This is a genomic window from Cryobacterium sp. MLB-32 (assembly GCF_000738085.1).
Classification (GTDB): domain Bacteria; phylum Actinomycetota; class Actinomycetes; order Actinomycetales; family Microbacteriaceae; genus Cryobacterium.
Window position 1 is genome coordinate 1 of sequence record NZ_JPRS01000069.1, and the last position, 18,359, is coordinate 18,359.

General features: G+C 67.2%; 18 protein-coding genes. 6 read left to right on the forward strand and 12 right to left on the reverse strand.

Features of this window, described 5'->3' with window-relative positions:
• From JF66_RS08965 to JF66_RS08990, 6 genes are all read left to right on the forward strand, one after another.
• Nucleotides 1-210 (forward strand): DUF177 domain-containing protein (locus JF66_RS08965; RefSeq protein WP_197059371.1); only part of this gene is annotated, 210 nt, incomplete at its 5' end.
• A gap of 2 nt (nt 211-212) precedes the next feature.
• The gene (gene rpmF / locus JF66_RS08970; RefSeq protein WP_035877197.1) at nt 213-416 is read left to right on the forward strand and encodes a 50S ribosomal protein L32; all 204 of its coding nucleotides are present in this window, start codon (nt 213-215) and stop codon (nt 414-416) included.
• Nucleotides 417-440: 24 nt separating this feature from the next.
• Nucleotides 441-1,133 (forward strand): ribonuclease III, encoded by a 693-nt coding sequence (gene rnc / locus JF66_RS08975; protein WP_035877198.1) that lies wholly within the window; start codon nt 441-443, stop codon nt 1,131-1,133.
• Nucleotides 1,134-1,157: 24 nt separating this feature from the next.
• The gene (gene mutM, locus JF66_RS08980) at nt 1,158-2,081 is read left to right on the forward strand and encodes a bifunctional DNA-formamidopyrimidine glycosylase/DNA-(apurinic or apyrimidinic site) lyase (RefSeq protein WP_035877200.1); all 924 of its coding nucleotides are present in this window, start codon (nt 1,158-1,160) and stop codon (nt 2,079-2,081) included.
• 162 nt (nt 2,082-2,243) lie between these two features.
• Nucleotides 2,244-5,774 (forward strand): chromosome segregation protein SMC, encoded by a 3,531-nt coding sequence (gene smc / locus JF66_RS08985; protein ID WP_035877201.1) that lies wholly within the window; start codon nt 2,244-2,246, stop codon nt 5,772-5,774.
• 81 nt (nt 5,775-5,855) lie between these two features.
• A complete protein-coding gene (locus tag JF66_RS08990) occupies nt 5,856-6,434 on the forward strand; it encodes a HutD family protein (protein ID WP_035877203.1) in 579 nt (192 codons plus the stop codon).
• Nucleotides 6,435-6,542: 108 nt separating this feature from the next.
• On the opposite strand, the gene JF66_RS25275 is transcribed toward JF66_RS08990, so the two are convergent.
• The 12 genes from JF66_RS25275 to JF66_RS09045 all read right to left on the reverse strand — a co-directional run bounded on the left by JF66_RS25275 (nt 6,543) and on the right by JF66_RS09045 (nt 18,137).
• On the reverse strand, nt 6,543-6,947 hold the full coding sequence (locus JF66_RS25275; RefSeq protein ID WP_369797981.1) for an FAD-dependent oxidoreductase: 405 nt from the start codon (nt 6,945-6,947) through the stop codon (nt 6,543-6,545).
• A 59-nt stretch (nt 6,948-7,006) separates the two neighbouring features.
• On the reverse strand, nt 7,007-7,519 hold the full coding sequence (locus JF66_RS25280) for an NAD(P)/FAD-dependent oxidoreductase (RefSeq protein ID WP_369797982.1): 513 nt from the start codon (nt 7,517-7,519) through the stop codon (nt 7,007-7,009).
• On the reverse strand, nt 7,497-7,841 hold the full coding sequence (gene fdxA, locus JF66_RS09000) for a ferredoxin (RefSeq protein WP_035877205.1): 345 nt from the start codon (nt 7,839-7,841) through the stop codon (nt 7,497-7,499). The genes JF66_RS25280 and fdxA overlap by 23 nt, the downstream gene beginning before the upstream one ends.
• Nucleotides 7,838-9,229 (reverse strand): FAD-dependent oxidoreductase, encoded by a 1,392-nt coding sequence (locus JF66_RS09005; protein WP_035877210.1) that lies wholly within the window; start codon nt 9,227-9,229, stop codon nt 7,838-7,840. Before JF66_RS09005 ends, fdxA begins: the two co-directional genes overlap by 4 nt.
• Nucleotides 9,230-9,327: 98 nt before the next feature.
• The gene (locus JF66_RS09010; RefSeq protein ID WP_051973334.1) at nt 9,328-10,341 is read right to left on the reverse strand and encodes an ABC transporter permease; all 1,014 of its coding nucleotides are present in this window, start codon (nt 10,339-10,341) and stop codon (nt 9,328-9,330) included.
• Complete coding sequence (locus JF66_RS09015; protein ID WP_231556357.1) at nt 10,331-11,098, reverse strand: ABC transporter ATP-binding protein; 768 nt, start codon at nt 11,096-11,098, stop codon at nt 10,331-10,333. The genes JF66_RS09010 and JF66_RS09015 overlap by 11 nt, the downstream gene beginning before the upstream one ends.
• 71 nt (nt 11,099-11,169) lie before the next feature.
• Nucleotides 11,170-12,486, reverse strand: coding sequence for a sulfate adenylyltransferase subunit 1 (locus JF66_RS09020; protein ID WP_035877228.1), 1,317 nt, complete (start codon nt 12,484-12,486; stop codon nt 11,170-11,172).
• 104 nt (nt 12,487-12,590) lie between these two features.
• Nucleotides 12,591-13,652: an ABC transporter substrate-binding protein gene (locus tag JF66_RS09025; protein ID WP_035877212.1), complete on the reverse strand. Its 1,062-nt coding sequence runs from the start codon at nt 13,650-13,652 to the stop codon at nt 12,591-12,593.
• The gene (gene cysD, locus JF66_RS09030; protein ID WP_081882264.1) at nt 13,652-14,641 is read right to left on the reverse strand and encodes a sulfate adenylyltransferase subunit CysD; all 990 of its coding nucleotides are present in this window, start codon (nt 14,639-14,641) and stop codon (nt 13,652-13,654) included. The genes JF66_RS09025 and cysD overlap by 1 nt, the downstream gene beginning before the upstream one ends.
• Nucleotides 14,638-15,357: a phosphoadenylyl-sulfate reductase gene (locus tag JF66_RS09035; RefSeq protein ID WP_035877230.1), complete on the reverse strand. Its 720-nt coding sequence runs from the start codon at nt 15,355-15,357 to the stop codon at nt 14,638-14,640. The genes cysD and JF66_RS09035 overlap by 4 nt, the downstream gene beginning before the upstream one ends.
• Before the next feature lie 56 nt (nt 15,358-15,413).
• The gene (locus tag JF66_RS09040; protein WP_035877215.1) at nt 15,414-17,120 is read right to left on the reverse strand and encodes a nitrite/sulfite reductase; all 1,707 of its coding nucleotides are present in this window, start codon (nt 17,118-17,120) and stop codon (nt 15,414-15,416) included.
• 306 nt (nt 17,121-17,426) lie between these two features.
• On the reverse strand, nt 17,427-18,137 hold the full coding sequence (locus JF66_RS09045) for a sirohydrochlorin chelatase (RefSeq protein ID WP_035877216.1): 711 nt from the start codon (nt 18,135-18,137) through the stop codon (nt 17,427-17,429).
• Nucleotides 18,138-18,359: the final 222 nt, after the last annotated feature.

The following is an 18,359-nucleotide window of genomic DNA, read 5'->3' on the forward strand; positions in this document are numbered from 1 at the left end:
GTGGTTATGTCACTGCCGTTCCAGCCACTATGTCGGCGTGACTGTGCAGGTCTTGATAGTGAGACCGGCGAGTTGCTTACCGAAGTACCGGAACTCGAACCGACAGAGGCGCGTGATCCCCGGTGGTCTGCGCTTGCGGGATTCCAAGCTTCCACAGACATCAGCACGGATGATGACATCCATGCTGAAACGCATAGAGAAGAGAAGTAGTCATGGCAGTTCCGAAGCGCAAGCAGTCGCGATCCAACACCCACTCCCGTCGTGCGCAGTGGAAGGCCACCCCGCCTACCCTCGTGAAGACGATGGAAAATGGCAAGGTCACCTACAGCCTTCCTCACCGCGCTAAGGTCGTCACCGACTCTGCCGGCACCGCACTCTTCATGGAGTACAAGGGTCGCAAGGTCGCCGACGTTTAGTCTGCCCCTGGAACTCGTCGCACTATGACGAACCCGGAAACCGAGCGGTCGCCCCTCGTGGCGACCCTCGGTGTAGAACTTGACGCAGGTTTGCTTGAGCTGGCGCTGACGCACCGCTCATTCGCCTACGAGAACGGCGCCATCCCCACGAACGAACGCCTGGAGTTTCTCGGCGATTCCATTCTGGGGCAGGCCGTTACGGTCATGCTGTATCGCACGTACCCGCATCTCGACGAGGGTGACCTGGCCAAGCGCCGGGCCAGCCTCGTGTCGAGCGCTGCTCTCGCGGAAATCGCGAGAGGACTTGGCCTTGGTGACTATGTGCGCTTGGGCCGGGGTGAGGTACTCACCGGTGGGCACGACAAATCGTCCATTCTGGCCGATACCGTCGAGGCTTTGATCGGTGCGGTCTACCTGGATCGGGGCGGCGATGTCGCCACGGCCTTCGTGCTCCGGCTCATTGAACCGTTCATGAAGGATCCCGACCACTTCGGTGTGTTGATGGACCCGAAGACCAGCCTTCAGGAGCTCGCTGCCTCGCGTGGTGTGGGAGCTCCGGTGTATTCGGTATCTGAAAGCGGGCCCGACCACGCCAAGACCTTCGTCGCCACGGTGACCATGGCCCGTTCGGTGACCGCGCGCGGTGACGGAACGAGTAAGAAGTACGCCGAAATGGCCGCTGCCCGCGCTGCCTTCGCGCTTCTCACGGCTCGCTGAGATAGCCGGGACGATCCGCTCGGTATGCCCGAACTCCCTGAGGTTGAAGTCGTGCGCGCCGGCGTCGAGCCCGCCGTCAGCGGAGCCGTCGTCGCGGGAGTTGAGATCTTCGACGCCCGGTCGCTTCGTCGCCACGATGCCGCCGCGGGGTCGTTCACCGACCTCCTGGTTGGTCGACGCATCCTCGGTGCTGTGCGTCGTGGAAAATTCCTCTGGCTGCCCCTCGACAGCGGGCGCGCGCTCGTGATCCATCTGGGGATGAGTGGACAGGTGCTTCTGCGGACCCCCGGCGCCGCCGACGACCAACACCTGCGCATCCGTCTGGCCGTCGACCGCACGCACGCCGATGCCCCCGGGCCGGGCGAACTATGGCTCAACTTCGTGGACCAACGGGTCTTCGGCAGCATGGCCGTCGATTCGGCGCAGCCGGCCGTTGACGGCGTTGATGCGGGGTATTCGGGGTTCGGTCGGGGAGAGTGGACGCGCCTGCTGCCGTCTCAGGTTGCGCACATCGCGCGAGACCCCCTCGACCCGGCCTTTTCGGATGAGGCATTCGTTTCCGGGCTCAGGCGCAAGAAAACCGGTATCAAGCGGGCCTTGCTCGACCAGACGCTCATCAGCGGAATCGGCAACATCTACGCCGATGAAGCGCTTTTCGCCGCACGGCTGCACTATGACCAGCCCACGGCATCCGTGACCGCTGACCAGGTCGAAGCGCTGCTGGTGGCCGTGCGGTCCATTCTGCGACGAGCGCTGTTCGAGGGCGGTACCAGCTTCGACGCCCAGTATGTCAACGTGAACGGACAGTCCGGCTATTTCGCGCACAGTCTCGAGGTCTACGGTCGCCAGGGCAAGCCGTGCTCCCGGTGCGGCTCCGTTATCGTTCGCGAGACCTTCATGAATCGGGGCAGTCACTTCTGCCCGCTCTGCCAGGTCGTCACCGTCTAGGCATCCGTTCCGGTGAGCGACTCGCAACCCGGTATCCGTGGGCTTCTGTTCCGTCGTGAGTGTTTGTGGGCCGCCGAGCCTAACGGCCGGTGTCGGTGGAGTCGAGTACCGTTAATCCTTAGTCGAACGTGGCACCGATGATTCACCGGAAAGGGCGAGAACGTGTACTTGAAAAGCCTCACCCTTAAAGGCTTCAAGTCTTTCGCGCAATCCACTACTTTCGCGTTCGAGCCGGGCGTCACGTGTGTTGTCGGCCCCAACGGTTCCGGCAAGTCCAACGTCGTCGACGCCCTCGCCTGGGTGATGGGCGAACAGGGCGTCAAGACGCTGCGCGGTGGAAAGATGGAAGATGTCATCTTCGCCGGCACGTCCACGCGTGGACCCCTCGGGCGGGCCGCGGTCATCCTCACCATCGACAATTCCGACGGCGCCCTGCCGATCGAGTACTCCGAAGTGACGATCTCGCGCACCCTGTTTCGGAATGGTGCCAGCGAATACGCGATCAACGGCCGCAACTGCCGCCTCCTCGACGTGCAGGAGCTGTTGAGCGACTCCGGTTTGGGGCGGGAGATGCACGTCATCGTCGGCCAGGGCCAACTCGACGCCGTGCTGAGGGCGAGCCCCGAGGAACGACGCGGATTCATCGAGGAGGCGGCCGGAATCCTCAAGCACCGCCGCCGCAAAGAAAAGACGCTGCGCAAGCTCGACGGCATGCAGACCAACCTCACCCGGCTGAGCGACCTCGCCGGTGAAATACGTCGTCAGCTGAAGCCGCTGGGGCGCCAGGCCGAGATTGCTCGCGAAGCACAGTCGATCGCGGCCGTACTGCGGGATGCCCGAGCCCGCCTGCTCGCCGACGAGGTCGTCACGTTGCGCAGCGCCCTCGACCGGCACGGCCGCACCGAGAGCGAGAGCCACTCCGAACGCATCGTGCTTCAGGAACAACTTGCGCAAACCGGCCAGCGGGTTCAACGGCTGGAGGCCGCGCAGGTCGGAGACGCCGTTGACCTCGCGCGTCGCACGAGCTTCGGGCTCGAATCGGCGCAGGAACGGCTGCGCGGGCTTTTCACCCTCGCCAATCAGCGGCTGGCCCTACTCGGGTCTCAACCCGAACCAGGCGGAGCTGTTCCGAGCGTGACAAGCGCCGACGTTGAATCGGCCGACGCCGACACCGCTCGCCTGCGGCAGAAGATCGAGGCGGCGGAGGCCGCCTGGGCCGCCGCACGAGCGGCCAGTGTCGACGCGCGTGCGCGCCTCGACGCCGCTGATGAGCAGGTCGCCGCTCAGTCGCTGCTCGTGTCCGGGCACGACCTTGAATTATCGAAGCTCAGGGGGCGCAGCGAGACCGCGGCCTCCCGACTGGCCGCCGTGCGCGGAGAAATCCTCCGGCAACACAACGCCCGTGACGCTGCCGAGGCGCGCCGCGCACAGGCAGAGGCCGTGCTCGCGAACATCGAGTCGTCCGAGTCAGAAACAGCCGAGTGGGACGCGGGCGAGCCCACGCACGCGGAGCGGTTCGAGCTCGCCCAGGCCGCCGTTCGCGCCACGCAGGCCGAGGTTGAACGACTCCGCGACGCACTGCATGCCTACGAGCGTGAACGCGACACGCAGGAGGCGCGGCGGGGTGCCTTCTCGCTCGCTCTCGACCAAAAAGACGGCTCCTCCGCGCTTCTGCAGGCCCGCCTGACCGGTATCCGGGGCCTCGTCGCCGAGCACGTGCGGGTGCACGCCGGTTTTGAGGTAGCCATCGCCGCCGCACTCGGGTCCCTCGCCGATGCCGTTCTCGCCGAGGACCGCGCGTCGGCCATCACGGCCATCGTGCGGGCTCAGGCCGATCACCTGGGCCGCGTTGCGCTCGTCATCGCTGAAGCCGGTGATGGAGGCGCCGCCGAGACGCCCGTTGCCGCCGACCTCCCTGCGGGCGTGGTTTCGGCATCCGTGGTCGTTGAGGCGCCGTGGGGCGTGCTGCGACTGCTCGACAACACCGTTATCGCGGACGACCTTGACGCCGCTCGCGCATTCGGTGACGAGGCCGGCAGCGGGGTGACCGTCATCACCAAGGCCGGCGAGGTGCTGTCGTCCTGGGTGTTGCGAGGGGGCAGCGGCGCCGCTCGCAGCACGCTCGAGCTCGTGGCCGAGCGCGACACGGCGGCCGAGAAGCTCAGGGTCGTCACGTCGCTCGTTGAGCAGACCCGTTTCGACCTCGATGAGCAACGAACCCTGCTGAAGGCACTCCAGGACCAGGCCACAGCCGCTCGCACGTCCCTCACGACCTTCGAGGCCGAGCAGACGCGGCATGTCGATCGCATCAATCGTGCCACCGTGCAGGTCGAGGCCAGTCGCGCCGATCTCGCACGGCTCCAGTCAGCGCTCGATGTGGCCGGCGATGCCGTCGTCGAGATCGAAGCAACGGCGGCGGCAGCGGCTGCCGACTTCGCCGCGGCGCAGTCCCGACCCCGCCCGGTGCTGGATGTCACCCCCCGCGATACCGTCAACCGTGAGCTCGAATCGGCTCGGGAAACCGAGGTCGAGGCTCGCCTGCGCGTTGATACCGCCCGGGAGCGTGTTCGTTCCGGCGAAGCCCGAGCTCGTTCCCTGGCCCGCCAAATGGAGGCCGACCAGGTCGCCGCCGAGAAGGCGGCGCGACGTTTCGTCATCCGTCGCCGTCAGCTGGATGCCGCATCGGGGGTCGCCCAGCAACTCCCCGCTGTGCTCGACGCGGTGGACCGCTCCCTGAGCGAGGCCCGGCAGCAACTCAGCGCCGCGGAGGCCGAACGTACCAGCCAAAGCGCCGAACTGCAGCAACTCCGGCGCGGTGAGAGCGCCCTGCGCGAGCGACTCCAGGCCGTCACCGAGAACGTGCACGGTCTCGAGCTGCAGATCTATGAGAAGAAACTGCAGCTGACCGGTCTACTCGAGCGTGCCGGCAGCGAACTGGGCCTGATCGAAGACGTGCTCGTGGCCGAGTATGGGCCGGCGGAGCTCGTTCCCTCCGAAGATGGCCTGTCCGAGCCGTTGCCCTTTGACCGCGACACGCAGAAACGTCGATTTGCGGCGGCCGAACGTAAACTCGGGCAACTGGGCCGGGTCAACCCGCTCGCCCTGGAGGAATTTGCCGCGCTCGAACAGCGACACCGGTTTCTCACCGAGCAACTCACCGACCTCACCAATACCCGCACCGACCTGCTCACGATCATCGAAGAGATCGACGGCAAGATGCAGGCCATCTTCGCGGACGCCTTCGAAGACACCCGCGCCGCGTTCGCAGAGGTTTTCCCGGTTCTCTTCCCGGGCGGTAGCGGCAGTATCTGGCTCACCGACCCGGAGGCGCTGCTCACGACGGGAATCGAGGTCTCGGTCAAGCCAGCCGGCAAGAAGATCGAGCGCCTCTCGTTGCTGTCCGGCGGCGAACGCTCGCTCGCGGCCGTCGCCCTGCTGATCGCCATCTTCAAGGCCAGACCGAGCCCGTTTTACATCATGGATGAGGTGGAGGCCGCGCTCGACGATGCGAACCTCGGCCGCTTGCTCACGATCTTCGAGGACCTGCGCGAGAGTAGCCAGCTCATCGTGATCACACATCAGAAACGCACGATGGAGATAGCGGATGCCCTCTACGGCGTGTCCATGCGGCAAGACGGCGTGTCGGCCGTCGTGGGCCAACGCGTGGGGCGTGAGATGGTGCCGGTCGGCTGAGCGCTACCCCACACACGGCAGGCCTGAACATTCGGTAGGCCGTGAACACACGGTACGTCTGTAACGACGTACGTTTGTTCTATGGAGATCATTCGCTATCGAGACCTCAAGCCGACGCCGTGGCGCAACGGAGGCGGTACCACCCGTGAAATCATGTCGTCCCCGGCCGGGGCGGAGGATTTCGACTGGCGAATCAGCATCGCCGATGTCGGCGCGGCCGGAGACTTCTCGAGTTTTCCCGGCGTCGATCGAATCCTCACCCTCATCGATGGCGAACTTCTCGTACTGACGGTTGACGGCATCGAGCACGCCATGGAGAAGTATCGTCCCTTCCGATTTTCCGGCGACAGCGACACCAGCTGCATGCTCCCCGTCGGAGCCACCCGCGATCTGAACGTGATGGCCCGCCGCGGCACGATCAAGGCCTACCTGTCGATCGTGGAGTTGTCCAAGAAACGCGCACACCCCGTCTTCGCCGACCAGTTCGGCATCCTGCTGCAGGGAAACGCGGTTGTGACGTCGGGCCCTGGCGGAGGTTCGGCGAGCGCGGAGGGCTCGGAGTTGGGAACGCTCGATGCGGTGCGCGGCGCAGATCCGGCCCCCGAAGTGCTCGGCCGGGGATTCCTCGCCGTCGTCACGCTGGAGACCGAAACGGTCTGACCCGCGGCCGATTGTGCGGAGCCGAGGCGCGCTATCCAGCGCGCCAGCCACGCGCCAGCCACGCGCCAGCCACGCGCCAGCCACGCGGCGGGCCCCCGAGGGGGCCGGTCAGCGAGTCGCGACTCCGAGCAGGTCGTGGGTGATGCTCGCTGCCGAGCGGGCACCGGCTCCCGCCGCCACGATGAGCTGCTGCGGACCGGGTGCCGTGACGTCCCCGGCGGCGTACACGCCCGGCAGACTCGTGCGACCGTCGCGATCGGTGACGAGGTGGCCCGATTCGTCGTGGTCGAGGTTCAGGGTGGCGAGAAAATCCACGATGGGGTGCCACACGGGGCGCACGAAGCCGCCGGTCACGGGGAAACTCTCTCCGCCCCGCAACCGCACGGCCGTGAGGAGGCCGCGATCGCCTTCAAGCTGGTCTATCGGACGCCGTTCCACCCGGATTCCGCGATCGCTGAGGGTGGTTTCCTCGTGCAACGTCAGACGGGCGATGCCGTTCGTGAACACCGTCACGGCCGGGCTCCACTGCGCCACCAGGAGGGCGCGCCGAAACAGGTCGTCCGTTTCGCCGATCAGGCGAGCGGCCGGTTGTCCATCTCATAGCCGTCGCAGGCGACGCAACTGAACAGGCTCATGCCGTAGAAGCCCCGGATGCCTGGCACGTCGGGCAGGGTCTCGCGCAGTCCCGTAGCCACGAGGACCGCTGCGCTGCGCACCGTGCGCGAGAGCGCGGGCGTGCGGCCGGTAACCCGGGTGACGAAACGGTGCGTTGAGGACTCGGCATCCGGATCGACGTCAATGGCAGACACGGAGCACCGCCGCAGCACCTCTGCTTCCGGGTAACGCTCCACCTCTTCGCGGGCGAGGCGGCGCAGCTCGTGCGGCGGCACGCCGTCTCGGGTCAGGAACCCGTGCGAGACCATGGTGGCCGCATGCCGCGGCCGGTCGCTGTCGACGACGAGTACTCGCATGCGTGCCCTCGTGAGGTTGAGGGCCGCGGAGAGCCCTGCGGGACCGGCCCCGATCACGACGCAGTCGTAGCGTTCCTCGACCAGGCTTCGGTCACGCACTCGCGGCACCAGCACGGCCGACGCCCTGGGGTGGCAGGACGGAGATGACGGGGTGGTCCTTGGCGAGCACGCCGACCTTGGCGGCTCCGCCGGGGGAACCGATGTCGTCGAAGAATTCCACGTTGGCCTTGTAGTAGTCGGCCCACTGTTCGGGCAGGTCGTCTTCGTAGTAGATGGCCTCGACGGGGCAGACGGGCTCGCAGGCGCCGCAGTCCACGCACTCGTCGGGGTGGATGTAGAGCGAGCGCTCGCCCTCGTAGATGCAGTCGACCGGGCATTCATCAATGCAGGCCCGGTCCTTCACGTCGACGCACGGCAGCGCGATCACATACGTCACGACAGCACCGCCTCGCGGGAGATGTGTACCTGCTCGTCGCGCTCGACGACCTTGACACGCTCGCGCGGGGAACTGTGGGCCTCGCCGAGTGCCTTTTCGTGGGCGTCGAGCACAAGCCAGCCCGGCCAGGTCGTGAAGCGGATGCCGCGCTCGGTCAGCAGTGACAGGATCGGGTCATCGTCGCCCGGCCCGACCGGGGCGGTGAACCCGGGGGCGTCGTCCAGCAGCCGAGTGATCGTCTCGAGCGCATCGCCCTTGGTGTGGCCGATGAGGCCCACCGGTCCACGCTTGATCCAGCCGGTGGCATAGACACCGCTGATGGCCACTCCGTTGGCGGCGAGCACTCGTCCACCGTCGTTGGGAATCACGCCCCTGGCGTCGTCGAAGGGCAGCCCGGGCAGCGCGCTGCCGTGGTAGCCGATGGCACGATAGACGGCCTGCACCGGGTAGTCCACGATCACGCCGGTGCCGCGCACGCCACCGTCGCCATCCGGGGTCGTGCGCTCGAACCGCATCCCCTCGACGCGTTCGTCGCCGTAGACCTCTACCGGCGCATGCAGGAAGTGCAGGTGCAGTCGGCGGGACGCCCCGGTCGGCGGTACGGCGAGCCACCCCTGCAGGGTGCGCGTCATCACGCGCACCTGGTTGTTGGACGCGGCCAGCGCGAGGGTGTGCTCGTCGAAGACGAAATCTTCCTCGTAGACGATCACGTCGACGTCGGGAACCTGTGCGAGTTCGCGCAGCTCGATCGGCGTGAATTTCACCTCCGACGGGCCGCGGCGCCCGAAGATGTGCACGTCGGTGACAGGCGAGCCCACCAGCCCGGCGTAGACGTTGTCGGGAATATCGGTGCTGAGCAGGTCGTCGGGGTGCTTCGCGAGCATGCGCGCCACGTCGAGAGCCACGTTGCCGTTGCCGATCACGGCGACATCCGTCGCATCGAGCGGCCAGCTGCGGGCCACATCAGGATGTCCGTCGTACCACGACACGAAGTCGGCGGCCCCGAAGGAGCCAGACAAGTCGATTCCCGGCACGGCGAGGGGCGCGTCCCGGATGGCCCCGGTCGCGAAGATGACCGCGTGGTAGCGAGCCTGCAGATCGGGGAGGGTCACGTCGACGCCGTAGGTGACATTGCCGATAAAGCGGATGCTGCCGGTATCAAGCATCTCGTGCAGGGAATTCACGATGCCCTTGATGCGTGGGTGGTCGGGAGCCACGCCGTAGCGAATCAGGCCGTAGGGGGCAGGCAACGAATCGAACAGGTCGATCGCGACCTCACCGCCGGCATCGCGCACGGCCTTGTTCAGAATGTTGCCGGCATAGATGCCGGCAGGACCGGCGCCGATGACGGCGACGCGCAGGTTCAGGGGCAGCGAAACAGAAGTCATGGTGTGGCCTTTCGGGTGAAGACAGGCGTGCAGGAGTAGAGCGGCGTGCAGAAGTAGGGCAGCGTGCAGAAGAAGACAAGCGTGCAGGAGAACGGGAGCTAGCGGCTTCCGGCGGGTCGCAGCCCGCGCTTGCGCAACAGGCGTCGCTCGAGGGGGGCGAACAGCACAAGTTCCACCAGGATGCCCACGAACAGGATCACCACGATCGTTGCGAGCACACCGGGCAGGTCCGCCAGAACGCGGCTTTGGTCGAGCATTGAGCCCAGTCCGAAACCGATCGTGCCGCCCATCGTGATGATCTCGGCGGCCATCAGGGAGCGCCACGCGAAGGCCCAGCCCTGCTTCAGACCCGAGAAATACCCCGGCAACGCGGCGGGAAGGATTACGAGTGTGGCCAGCTGCACTCTGCTGGCGCCGAGCACCGTGCCTACCTTGCGCAGCTGCGGGGGCACGTGGTCGATACCGGAGACGAGCCCGTTGGCGATCGAGGGCACGGCGCCCATCAGCACAACGAAGTAGACGGTGGCGTCGGTGAGGCCGAACCAGATGATGGCGGCCGGGACCCACGCCACCGACGGCAGAACCTGGAGCCCCGACAGCAACGGGCCGAGGGCGCGCCGCACTGGACGGCATTCGGCGAGCACCAGCCCGATCGGCGTGCCCACGGCCACCGCGATCAGGAAGCCCATCCCGCCGCGCTCAAGACTCGTGAGCACGGCGAGTTGCAGCCGGCCGTCTGCCCAGAAATCGGTGAGGGATGCACACACGTCGAGCGGCCCGGGGATGAGGTCGGGTCGGGGGCGAGCCACGAGAATGTAGACCTGCCAGGCCGCGATCAGGCCGAGGATCAGCAGTACCGGTGGCAGTACCCCGTCGAGGATCTGGCGCACCCGGCCGCGCGGCACCGCGGGTACGGCCTGCAGGGCATCGAGTCCGGAGGAGAGTCGGCGCAGCTCGTCGTCGGTGCGCGGTGCCTGTGTCGACTCCGCCGGAGTCGTCGAGCGTGCCGTCGCGGGGAGCTCTCGACTGCGGGTCGGAGTGAGCGTCGGGTTGTCGGGCAGTGTGGCGTCGGGCAGCGTGGCGTCGGGCAGTGTGGCGTTCTTAGGCAGCATTGCGGCGGATCTCCTGTCGGAGTTGGTTGGTGATCTCGTCGCCGAGGCGGGCCACCTCGGCGGACTCGCTACGGCGGTCCGCGCGGTCATCGATGTGCCATTCGTTCACGATGCGCCCCGGGCGGCTCGACATCAGCAGCACGCGTTGACCGAGACGGGCGGCCTCCCGCACATTGTGGGTGACGAACACGATCGTGCGGCTCGTCTCGCGCCACACGCGCTCGAGTTCATCGTGCAGAAGGTCGCGGGTGATGGCGTCGAGGGCGGCGAACGGCTCGTCCATCAGCAGAACCTTGCGGTCCTGAGCGAGCGAACGAGCGAGGGCGACTCGCTGGCGCATACCGCCGGACAGCTCGTGCGGCCGTTTCTGCGCGGCATCCGCGAGGTTGACCAGGTCGAGCAGTTCCAGGGCCTCGCTCTGCCGGCGCTCGCGGGGCACGCCGCGCAGTTTGAGCGCGAGCTCGACGTTGCGGGAGGCGCTCAGCCAGGGAAACAGTGCGGATTCCTGGAACATCACGGCCGCGCTCCCGCTCTCGACGGTCACGGTGCCCGTTGTGGGCCGTTCGAGGCCGGCGATGATGTCGAGCAGGGTGGACTTGCCGCAGCCGGATGCGCCGAGCAGGCACACGAACTCGCCGGCTCGGATTGTCAGGTTGATGTCATCGAGCACGAGCGGCGCGGCGGGAGTGAACCTCTTGCCGAGGGACTCGATGCGGATGGCCGCCGGCCCCTTCACGCTGTCAGCCCTGGCGCTCACACTGTCAGCCCTCACACTGTCGGCCCTCGCGCTGTCGGCCCTCGCGCTGTCTGCCGTGGTTATGTCGGCGGTCATGATGCCGCCGTCACGATCCCGGCCGCGAGGGTCGCACCATCCTGGGGGTGGATCACCAGGAAGGCTCCGGATCGGCGGTTCACGGCGTATTCCTCGATGGGAAGTTCGCTGGCGAGGCGCAGGACGGCATGGCCGATGTCATTGATGTCGAGGCCGTCGGCCGGCTCGAGCGCGAGAGTGTCGAGGTTGAGCCGCCCGGTGATCTCGGGCACCAGCGCCTGTACGAGCGCCGTGCCGAACTTGACGAGCACGCGGGCACCGGGTTTCAACGCCCGCGGGTCGAGCCAGAACAACTCTGCCGTCAGGCCATGGGTCAGTGTCGGCAGGGTGTCAATCGTCGCGATCACGGCGCCGCGGGCCACGTCGAGGTCGTCGCGCAGCCGGAGGGCCACGGACTGGGGTGCGAAGGCGACGTCGAGTTCGGTGCCGGCGAAGTCGATTCCGGTCACGACGCTCGTGCCACCGCCGGGAACGACCGTCACCGCATCTCCCACCCGCACGGTGCCCGAGGCGATCTGGCCGGCGTAAGCGCGGTAGTCCCGAAAGCTCTCGTCCAGGCCGGGAGCGACGGCGCCCTGCGGGCGGATCACGAGCTGCACCGGAAGTCTGAAGTCCTCCACCTCGCTCTCCACCTCGTCGGCGGCCGGAAGCGTTTCGAGCAGCTCAAGCAGGCTCGGGCCGAAATACCACGGGGTCAGGTCGGAACGGTCCACGACGTTGTCGCCGACGAGCGCCGAGACCGGGATCACGTGCACCGCGGCGACACCGAGCTCGGTCGTGACCGCGAGCACGGAGCGTTCCACCTCGCGATAGGCCGCCTCGTCATAGTCAAGCAGGTCGATCTTGTTCACGGCGATGATCACGTGCGGAACGCGCAACAGCGCGACGACGGACAGGTGTCGGCGGGTCTGTTCGAGCACACCCTTGCGGGCGTCGATCAGCATGATGACGGCATCCGCGGTCGTGGCTCCGGTCACCATGTTGCGCGTGTACTGCACATGTCCGGGGCAGTCGGCGAGGATGAAGGAGCGCTGCCCGGTGGCGAAGTAGCGGTACGCGACGTCGATGGTGATGCCCTGCTCGCGTTCGGCGCGCAGGCCGTCGGTGAGCAGCGCGAAGTCGATGCCGCCGGCCGCGCCGCCGAAGCCGCGCTCGGTGGACGTGCGCGTCACGGCATCCAGCTGGTCGGCGAGGATCGCCTTCGAGTCGTGCAGAAGCCGGCCCACGAGGGTGGACTTGCCGTCATCGACGGACCCCGCCGTGGCAAAACGGAAGAGCGTACCGAGTGCGGGATCCTGCAGCTGCGTGTTCATGGAAAACCTCGTGTCGTCGGTATCTGTCGGGTCGTTCTGGAGCTGGAGCTGGAGCTGGAGCTGGAGCTGGTGCTGGTGCTGGTGCGCGAGCGTGTGCGTCATCGCTATTCCTTGCCGAGCCCCGCGGCGGAGACCGCCGTGCCGCCCTGCCCGGTGAGCACCGCGTTGAGCAGGGACAGGTCGAAGAGGCCGTTGAGATCTCCCGCCTTGCCCGTGCCGACGGCGACGGCGGCGGCGAGGGAGACCGGGAATGTCGCGGCGAACGGGTCCGTGGTGAAGCGCACGTGCTCCAGCGCGCGGGCCATCACGGCGTCGGGAAGCGTCTTGCCGGTGTCGGCGAGCAACTCCGCGTTGATTGCCGCCGCAGCATCCGCCGGGTTGTCATTCAGCCAGGCGACGGATGCCGTGTGCCCGGCCACGAGCTTCGCCACGGTCTCGGGGTGGTCGCGCAGGTATTCTTTGCGCACCAGAAGCACGGTGGTGGGGAAGTTCCCGTTGGCCCACAGATCGGCCTCGTCGACGAGAACGTGGCCGCCCCCCTCAAGCACGAGACGGGAGGCCCAGGGCTCCGGCAGCCAGGCTCCGTCGATCTGTCCGCTGGTGAAAAGCGTCAGGGCGAGGGCATTGTCGGTCGGGGACACGGCCACGTCGCCGCCGCCCGTGATGCTGGTCTGGTAGCCCTCGCGATCGAGCCAGGAGCGCAGGGCCACGTCCTGGGTGTTGCCGAGCTGGGGGCTCGCGAGGGTCGTGCCAGCGAGGTCGACGGGGGAATCGATACCGTCACGCACCACGAGCGCGGCGCCGCCCGCGGCCGCTCCGGCCACAATGATGGCCGAGGCACCCTTGCTCTGCACAAAGGTGTTCACGGCGGGGTTCGGGCCGATGTAGGCGGCATCGATCGCGCCGGCGCTCAAGGCCTCGATGGCGGCGGGGCCCGCGTTGAACACCTGGGTGGACAGCGTTGTGTCGCCGAGGGCGTCTTTCAGGAAACCCTTCTGCACTCCGATGAGGGCTGGGGCGTGGGTGACGTTGTCGAAGTACCCGAGGCGCAGTTCAGCGGCGGGGCCGGGTGCGGGGATGGGCGTTGCGGCGCATCCGCTCAGGAGAAGCGCACTGCCCAGCAGCAGCGCCAGGCCGCGCACGATCACCAGGGAGGGCTTGTTCATTAGAAGTAGCCTTCCTTTTTTCGGTCTTCCATGGCGGCTTCCGAGATTCGGTCGTCGGCTCGGGTGGCGCCGCGCTCGGTGATGGTGCTGACTGCGACCTCGCGCACGACGTCGTTCACGGTGTGAGCGTCGGATTCGACGGCACCGGTGCAGCTCATGTCGCCGACGGTGCGGTATCGCACGGTGCGCTGTTCGACGTGCTCGTCGGAGCGGGGCTCGCTGACGGGGCTGACCGCGCGCCACATGCCGTCACGGCGGTAGACGTCGCGCTCGTGGGCGTAGTAGAGGCCGGGAAGCTCGATGTCCTCGCGCTCGATGTAGCGCCACACGTTGAGTTCGGTCCAGTTGCTGATCGGGAACGCGCGCACGTGCTGGCCCACGGTGTGACGGCCGTTGTACAGGTTCCACAGTTCGGGGCGCTGGTTTCGCGGGTCCCACTGCCCGAATTCGTCGCGCAGGGAGAGGATGCGCTCCTTCGCTCTGGCCTTGTCCTCGTCGCGGCGGGCTCCGCCGAAGACGGCGTCATGCCGGCCCGCGGCGATCGCGTCGAGCAGCGGAAGCGTTTGCAGCGGATTGCGCGTGCCGTCGGCACGCTCGGCGAGGCGCCCGTCCGCAATGTAGTCCTCCACACTCGCGACGGCGAGCCGCACGCCGAGGCGTTCCACGGTGCGGTCGCGAAACTCGAGCACCTCCGGAAAGTTGTGGCCGGTGTCCACGTGCAGCAACGAGAAGGGAACCTTCCCCGGCCAGAATGCCTTGGCGGCGAGGTGAAGCACGACGACTGAATCTTTGCCGCCGGAGAACATGAGCACGGGGCGTTCGAACTCGGCGACGACCTCACGGATGATGTGGATCGCCTCGCTCTCAAGCACGTCGAGTTCGGAGAGACGGTGGGTCGATGCCCCGCGGGCGTCGTCGTGGCTCGCTGTGCTCAGGAGGGCTGAAGTGCTCAGGAGGGCTGAAGTGCTTAGGAGGGCTGAAGTGCTCATAGGTGGAGTCCGCATTCTGTCTTCTCGAGGGTGGCCCAGCGTCCGGAACGCGGGTCGGCACCCGCGGCGACGGGCTTGGTGCAGGGAGCGCAGCCGATCGAGGGATAACCCTGCGAGAGCAGCACGTTGACCGGTACGTGGTGCTCGGTCGCGTAGTCCATCAGCTCGTCGTAGGTCCAGGCCGCGACCGGGTTCACCTTGACGAGTCCGTTGCGCGCGTCCCAGGTGATGAGCGGGGTGTTGGCACGCGTGGGAGCCTCGTCGCGGCGCACCCCGGTGAACCAGAGTTCGTAGCCCGTGAGGGAGCGTTGAAGTGGCTCGACCTTGCGCATGGCGCAGCAGAGGTTGGGGTCTCGGGCGAAGAGCTCTGCCCCGTGCTCGGCGTCCTGCTCAGGAACGCTCGTCAGCGGCAGCACATCAACGATGGTCACGTCGAGGGCGGCCGCGACGGCGTCGCGCGTTTCGTATGTTTCGGCAAAGTGATAGCCGGTGTCGAGGAACAGCACGTCGACTCCGGGGAGCTGGTTCGCCACGAGCTGGGGCAGCACGGCGTCGGCCATCGAGCAGGCCACAGCTACAGAGCCGGCGCCGAAGTTGCGGGCGACCCAGGACACGACCTCGCTGGCGGTCGCCTCATGGTCGAGGGCACCGAGTTCTGCCGATCCCCGCTCGGCGAGCGCCTGCAGAACGGACGCCGCGCGGCGTTCGGGCAGCACGCGGGCGGCAGGGGACTCGGGTGCGGCAGGCCTGGCGTTGATGTTCACGGCGGGGCTCACTTGAGCGCCTCCTCGTCGGCACGGTGCGACCACTCAGCGAACGTCTCGTTCGTAGTGTGGTCAGCAAGGAAGCGGAGAACGATGCGTTCGACGTAGTCGGCGAGATCGTTCGCGGTCACCTTGAGGCCGCGCACGGTGCGGCCCAGGCCGGCTTCATCGCGGTTGGGTGAGGCGAGGCCGCCGCCGAGATGCACCTGGAAGCCGGGAGTCTGGCCGCCGTTGCCGTCGGGCAGCAACTGTCCCTTGAGGCCGATGTCCGCAGTCTGGATGCGGGCGCAGGAGTTGGGGCAGCCGTTCACGTGCAGGCTGATCGGCTGGGGCACATCGATGCCGGCGAGCCGTTTCTCAAGCTCAAGGATGGCATCCGTCGCGGTCTGCTTGGTCTCCACGATCGCGAGCTTGCAGAATTCGATACCGGTGCAGGCGATCGTCGACCGGCGAAAGAGACTCGGCCGGGCGGCGAGGCCGAGCTCGTCGAGGGCCGCAATGAGCGGTTCCACGTGTTCTTCGCTGATGTCGAGCAGCACGAGTTTCTGGTGCGGGGTGGTGCGTAGGCGGAAGGAGCCGTGCTCTTCGAGCAGATCGGCGAGGCCGGTCAGCAACGGGCCGGCAACGCGGCCGACGAAGGGCGCTACGCCGATGTAGAACCGGCCGTCCTTCTGCTTATGAACGCCCACGTGGTCGCCCTGCGCCGTGGGGCGCGGTGCGGCGGGACCGTCCGGCAGGGCATAACCGAGGTAGTCGTCCTCCAGCACACGGCGGAACTTCTCGGTTCCCCACTCGTTGAGCAGGAATTTGAGGCGTGCCTTGCCGCGGAGACGGCGATAGCCGTAGTCGCGGAAGATGGAGACCACGCCGCGCCAGACCTCGGTGACCTGCCCGGGTGCAACGAAGGCCCCGAGGCGTTCGGCCAGGCGGGGCGTGGTGGAGAGGGCGCCACCGACCCAGAGGTCGTATCCCACGCCGAGTTCGGGGTGCGTGACGGCGACCAGGCCGATGTCGTTGATCTCGTGAACGACGTCTTGGCTGGGGTGGCCGGTGATCGCGGTCTTGAACTTGCGCGGCAGGTTGGCGAACTCGTCGGTGCCGAGGAACTTGTGGGCGATCTCGGCGATGGCGTCGGTCGGGTCGATGAGTTCGTCGGCGGCGATGCCGGCCACGGGGGATCCGAGGAAGACGCGCGGCACGTCACCGCAAGCCTGGGTGGTCTCGAGCCCCACGGCTTCGAGGCGGCGCCAGATCTCGGGCATGTCCTCGATCTGAATCCAGTGGAACTGCACGTTCTGGCGGTCGGTGAGGTCGGCGGTGTCGCGGCCGAAGTCGCGGGAGATGTTGCCGATCACGCGCAGCTGAGCCGTGGTGAGCTGGCCGCCGTCGATGCGCACCCGCAGCATGAAATAGCGGTCTTCGAGCTCGTGCGGCTCGAGGGTAGCCGTCTTGCCGCCGTCGATGCCGGGTTTGCGCTGCGTGTACAGGCCCCACCAGCGGAATCGTCCGTGCAAGTCCGTTCCATCGATGGAGTCGAAGCCCTCTTGTGAGTAGATCCGTTCGATGCGCTCTCGCACGGCGATACCGTTGTCGACCTGCTTCCACTCTTCATTGCCGTTGAGCGGCGTTGGACCGTCCACCAGCCACTGGCCGTTGGGGCGGGAGGCCGGGCGCGGCGCGCGAGCCTGGATGGTTTCCGTCACGTTCTGCGACACGGGGGCTCCTCTCGATGGGTGAGCCCGTAAAACCGAGAACACCCTCTTGCGATAGAAGAAAACTATCGACAGCGGGAAGGGCTCGCCACGGCGGCGGTCACGCCCGGTCACGCAAGGTAGCGCGGCGTCACACTGTGGTGACGGGGGCGGCCCGGGCATAGGGTGAGCGCCTCGCCCGTGCACGAACAGTGAGTGCTCTCGGTGCGAGATCGCCGCTCAGAGCCGCACCGAACGTCCTTCCGCCGGCCGTGTTCCTCAGACCGTGCTGAACTTCAGACCGCGCTGAACCTCAGACCGCGCTGAACCTCAGACCGCGCTGAGATACCGGCTGATCACCACGTCGACAAGAAGCTGCGATGTCGGTTCTCCGGGAACGAGCAACGGGCGAGTCACGACATCCGCCCCGGCCTTCTCGACCAGTCCTTGAAAGTATCCCGGCGCCAGCAGGTAACTGCTCACGAAGATTCTGCGCCCCGGGTTCTGGATCCTCGTGCGTGTGACCATGCAGGCCAGCGGCGGGCGGGCGGCAGAGAGAAACCCGAGGGCGATGGTTCGACCGGACGCCCTGGCGAGCCCTTCGGCGACGACGCGGCAATCCGCGACGGCCCTGGCGTCGCTTGAACCGGCCACCGCGAGCACGACGACGTCGTCCTCGGCCAGACCCGATTCGTCAAGGCGGTGGAGCAGGAGGGCGATCAATCGGTCGTCCGGGCCCAGGGCAGGGCCGAGCACGACGGGGCGCTCGGTCTCGGCGGCAACGGCATCCGTGAGGTCGACGTGCACGTGGTACCCGGCGGAGAGCAGGAGCGGCACGACGACGGCGGGAAGGCCCGATTCCAGCGCGGCCAGGGTTTCGGGGGTGTCGGGATGCTGCACGTCGACGAATCCGAGGGCGACGGTGAGCTCCGGTCGGGCGGCCGCGACCGCGCGCATCAGCCCGGCCACCGCGGACTGGCCGTCGGGGGAGGACGTGCCGTGGGCAATACCGACGAGCGCGGGGGAGGTGTGGACCGTCACCCCACCATTCTGCCGGGTAGGAGAGGCCGTGTGACTGAATAAGTCGCCCAGCTGGCGTCGGCGGATGTCGAGTGTCGTCTCGCGATGCGAGGTCTTCCGGAAATTCGTGTCGTTTGCCACTTCTTGAGAGCGCTCTCACAATTTGCTTGCGCTCTCCTCGCCCGGGCCTCTAGGGTTCAAGAGAGCGCTCTCACTGTCTCGCACACGGGAAAGTGGAACGCA

Coding starts and splice junctions, on each gene's coding strand:
- rpmF (WP_035877197.1), top strand. CDS start 213: ATGGCAGTTCCGAAGCGCAAGCAGTCGCGATCCAACACCCACTCCCGT.
- rnc (WP_035877198.1), top strand. CDS start 441: ATGACGAACCCGGAAACCGAGCGGTCGCCCCTCGTGGCGACCCTCGGT.
- mutM (WP_035877200.1), top strand. CDS start 1,158: ATGCCCGAACTCCCTGAGGTTGAAGTCGTGCGCGCCGGCGTCGAGCCC.
- JF66_RS08990 (WP_035877203.1), top strand. CDS start 5,856: ATGGAGATCATTCGCTATCGAGACCTCAAGCCGACGCCGTGGCGCAAC.
- JF66_RS09005 (WP_035877210.1), bottom strand. CDS start 9,229: ATGACTTCTGTTTCGCTGCCCCTGAACCTGCGCGTCGCCGTCATCGGC.
- JF66_RS09010 (WP_051973334.1), bottom strand. CDS start 10,341: ATGCTGCCTAAGAACGCCACACTGCCCGACGCCACGCTGCCCGACGCC.
- JF66_RS09020 (WP_035877228.1), bottom strand. CDS start 12,486: ATGAACACGCAGCTGCAGGATCCCGCACTCGGTACGCTCTTCCGTTTT.
- JF66_RS09025 (WP_035877212.1), bottom strand. CDS start 13,652: ATGAACAAGCCCTCCCTGGTGATCGTGCGCGGCCTGGCGCTGCTGCTG.
- cysD (WP_081882264.1), bottom strand. CDS start 14,641: ATGAGCACTTCAGCCCTCCTAAGCACTTCAGCCCTCCTGAGCACTTCA.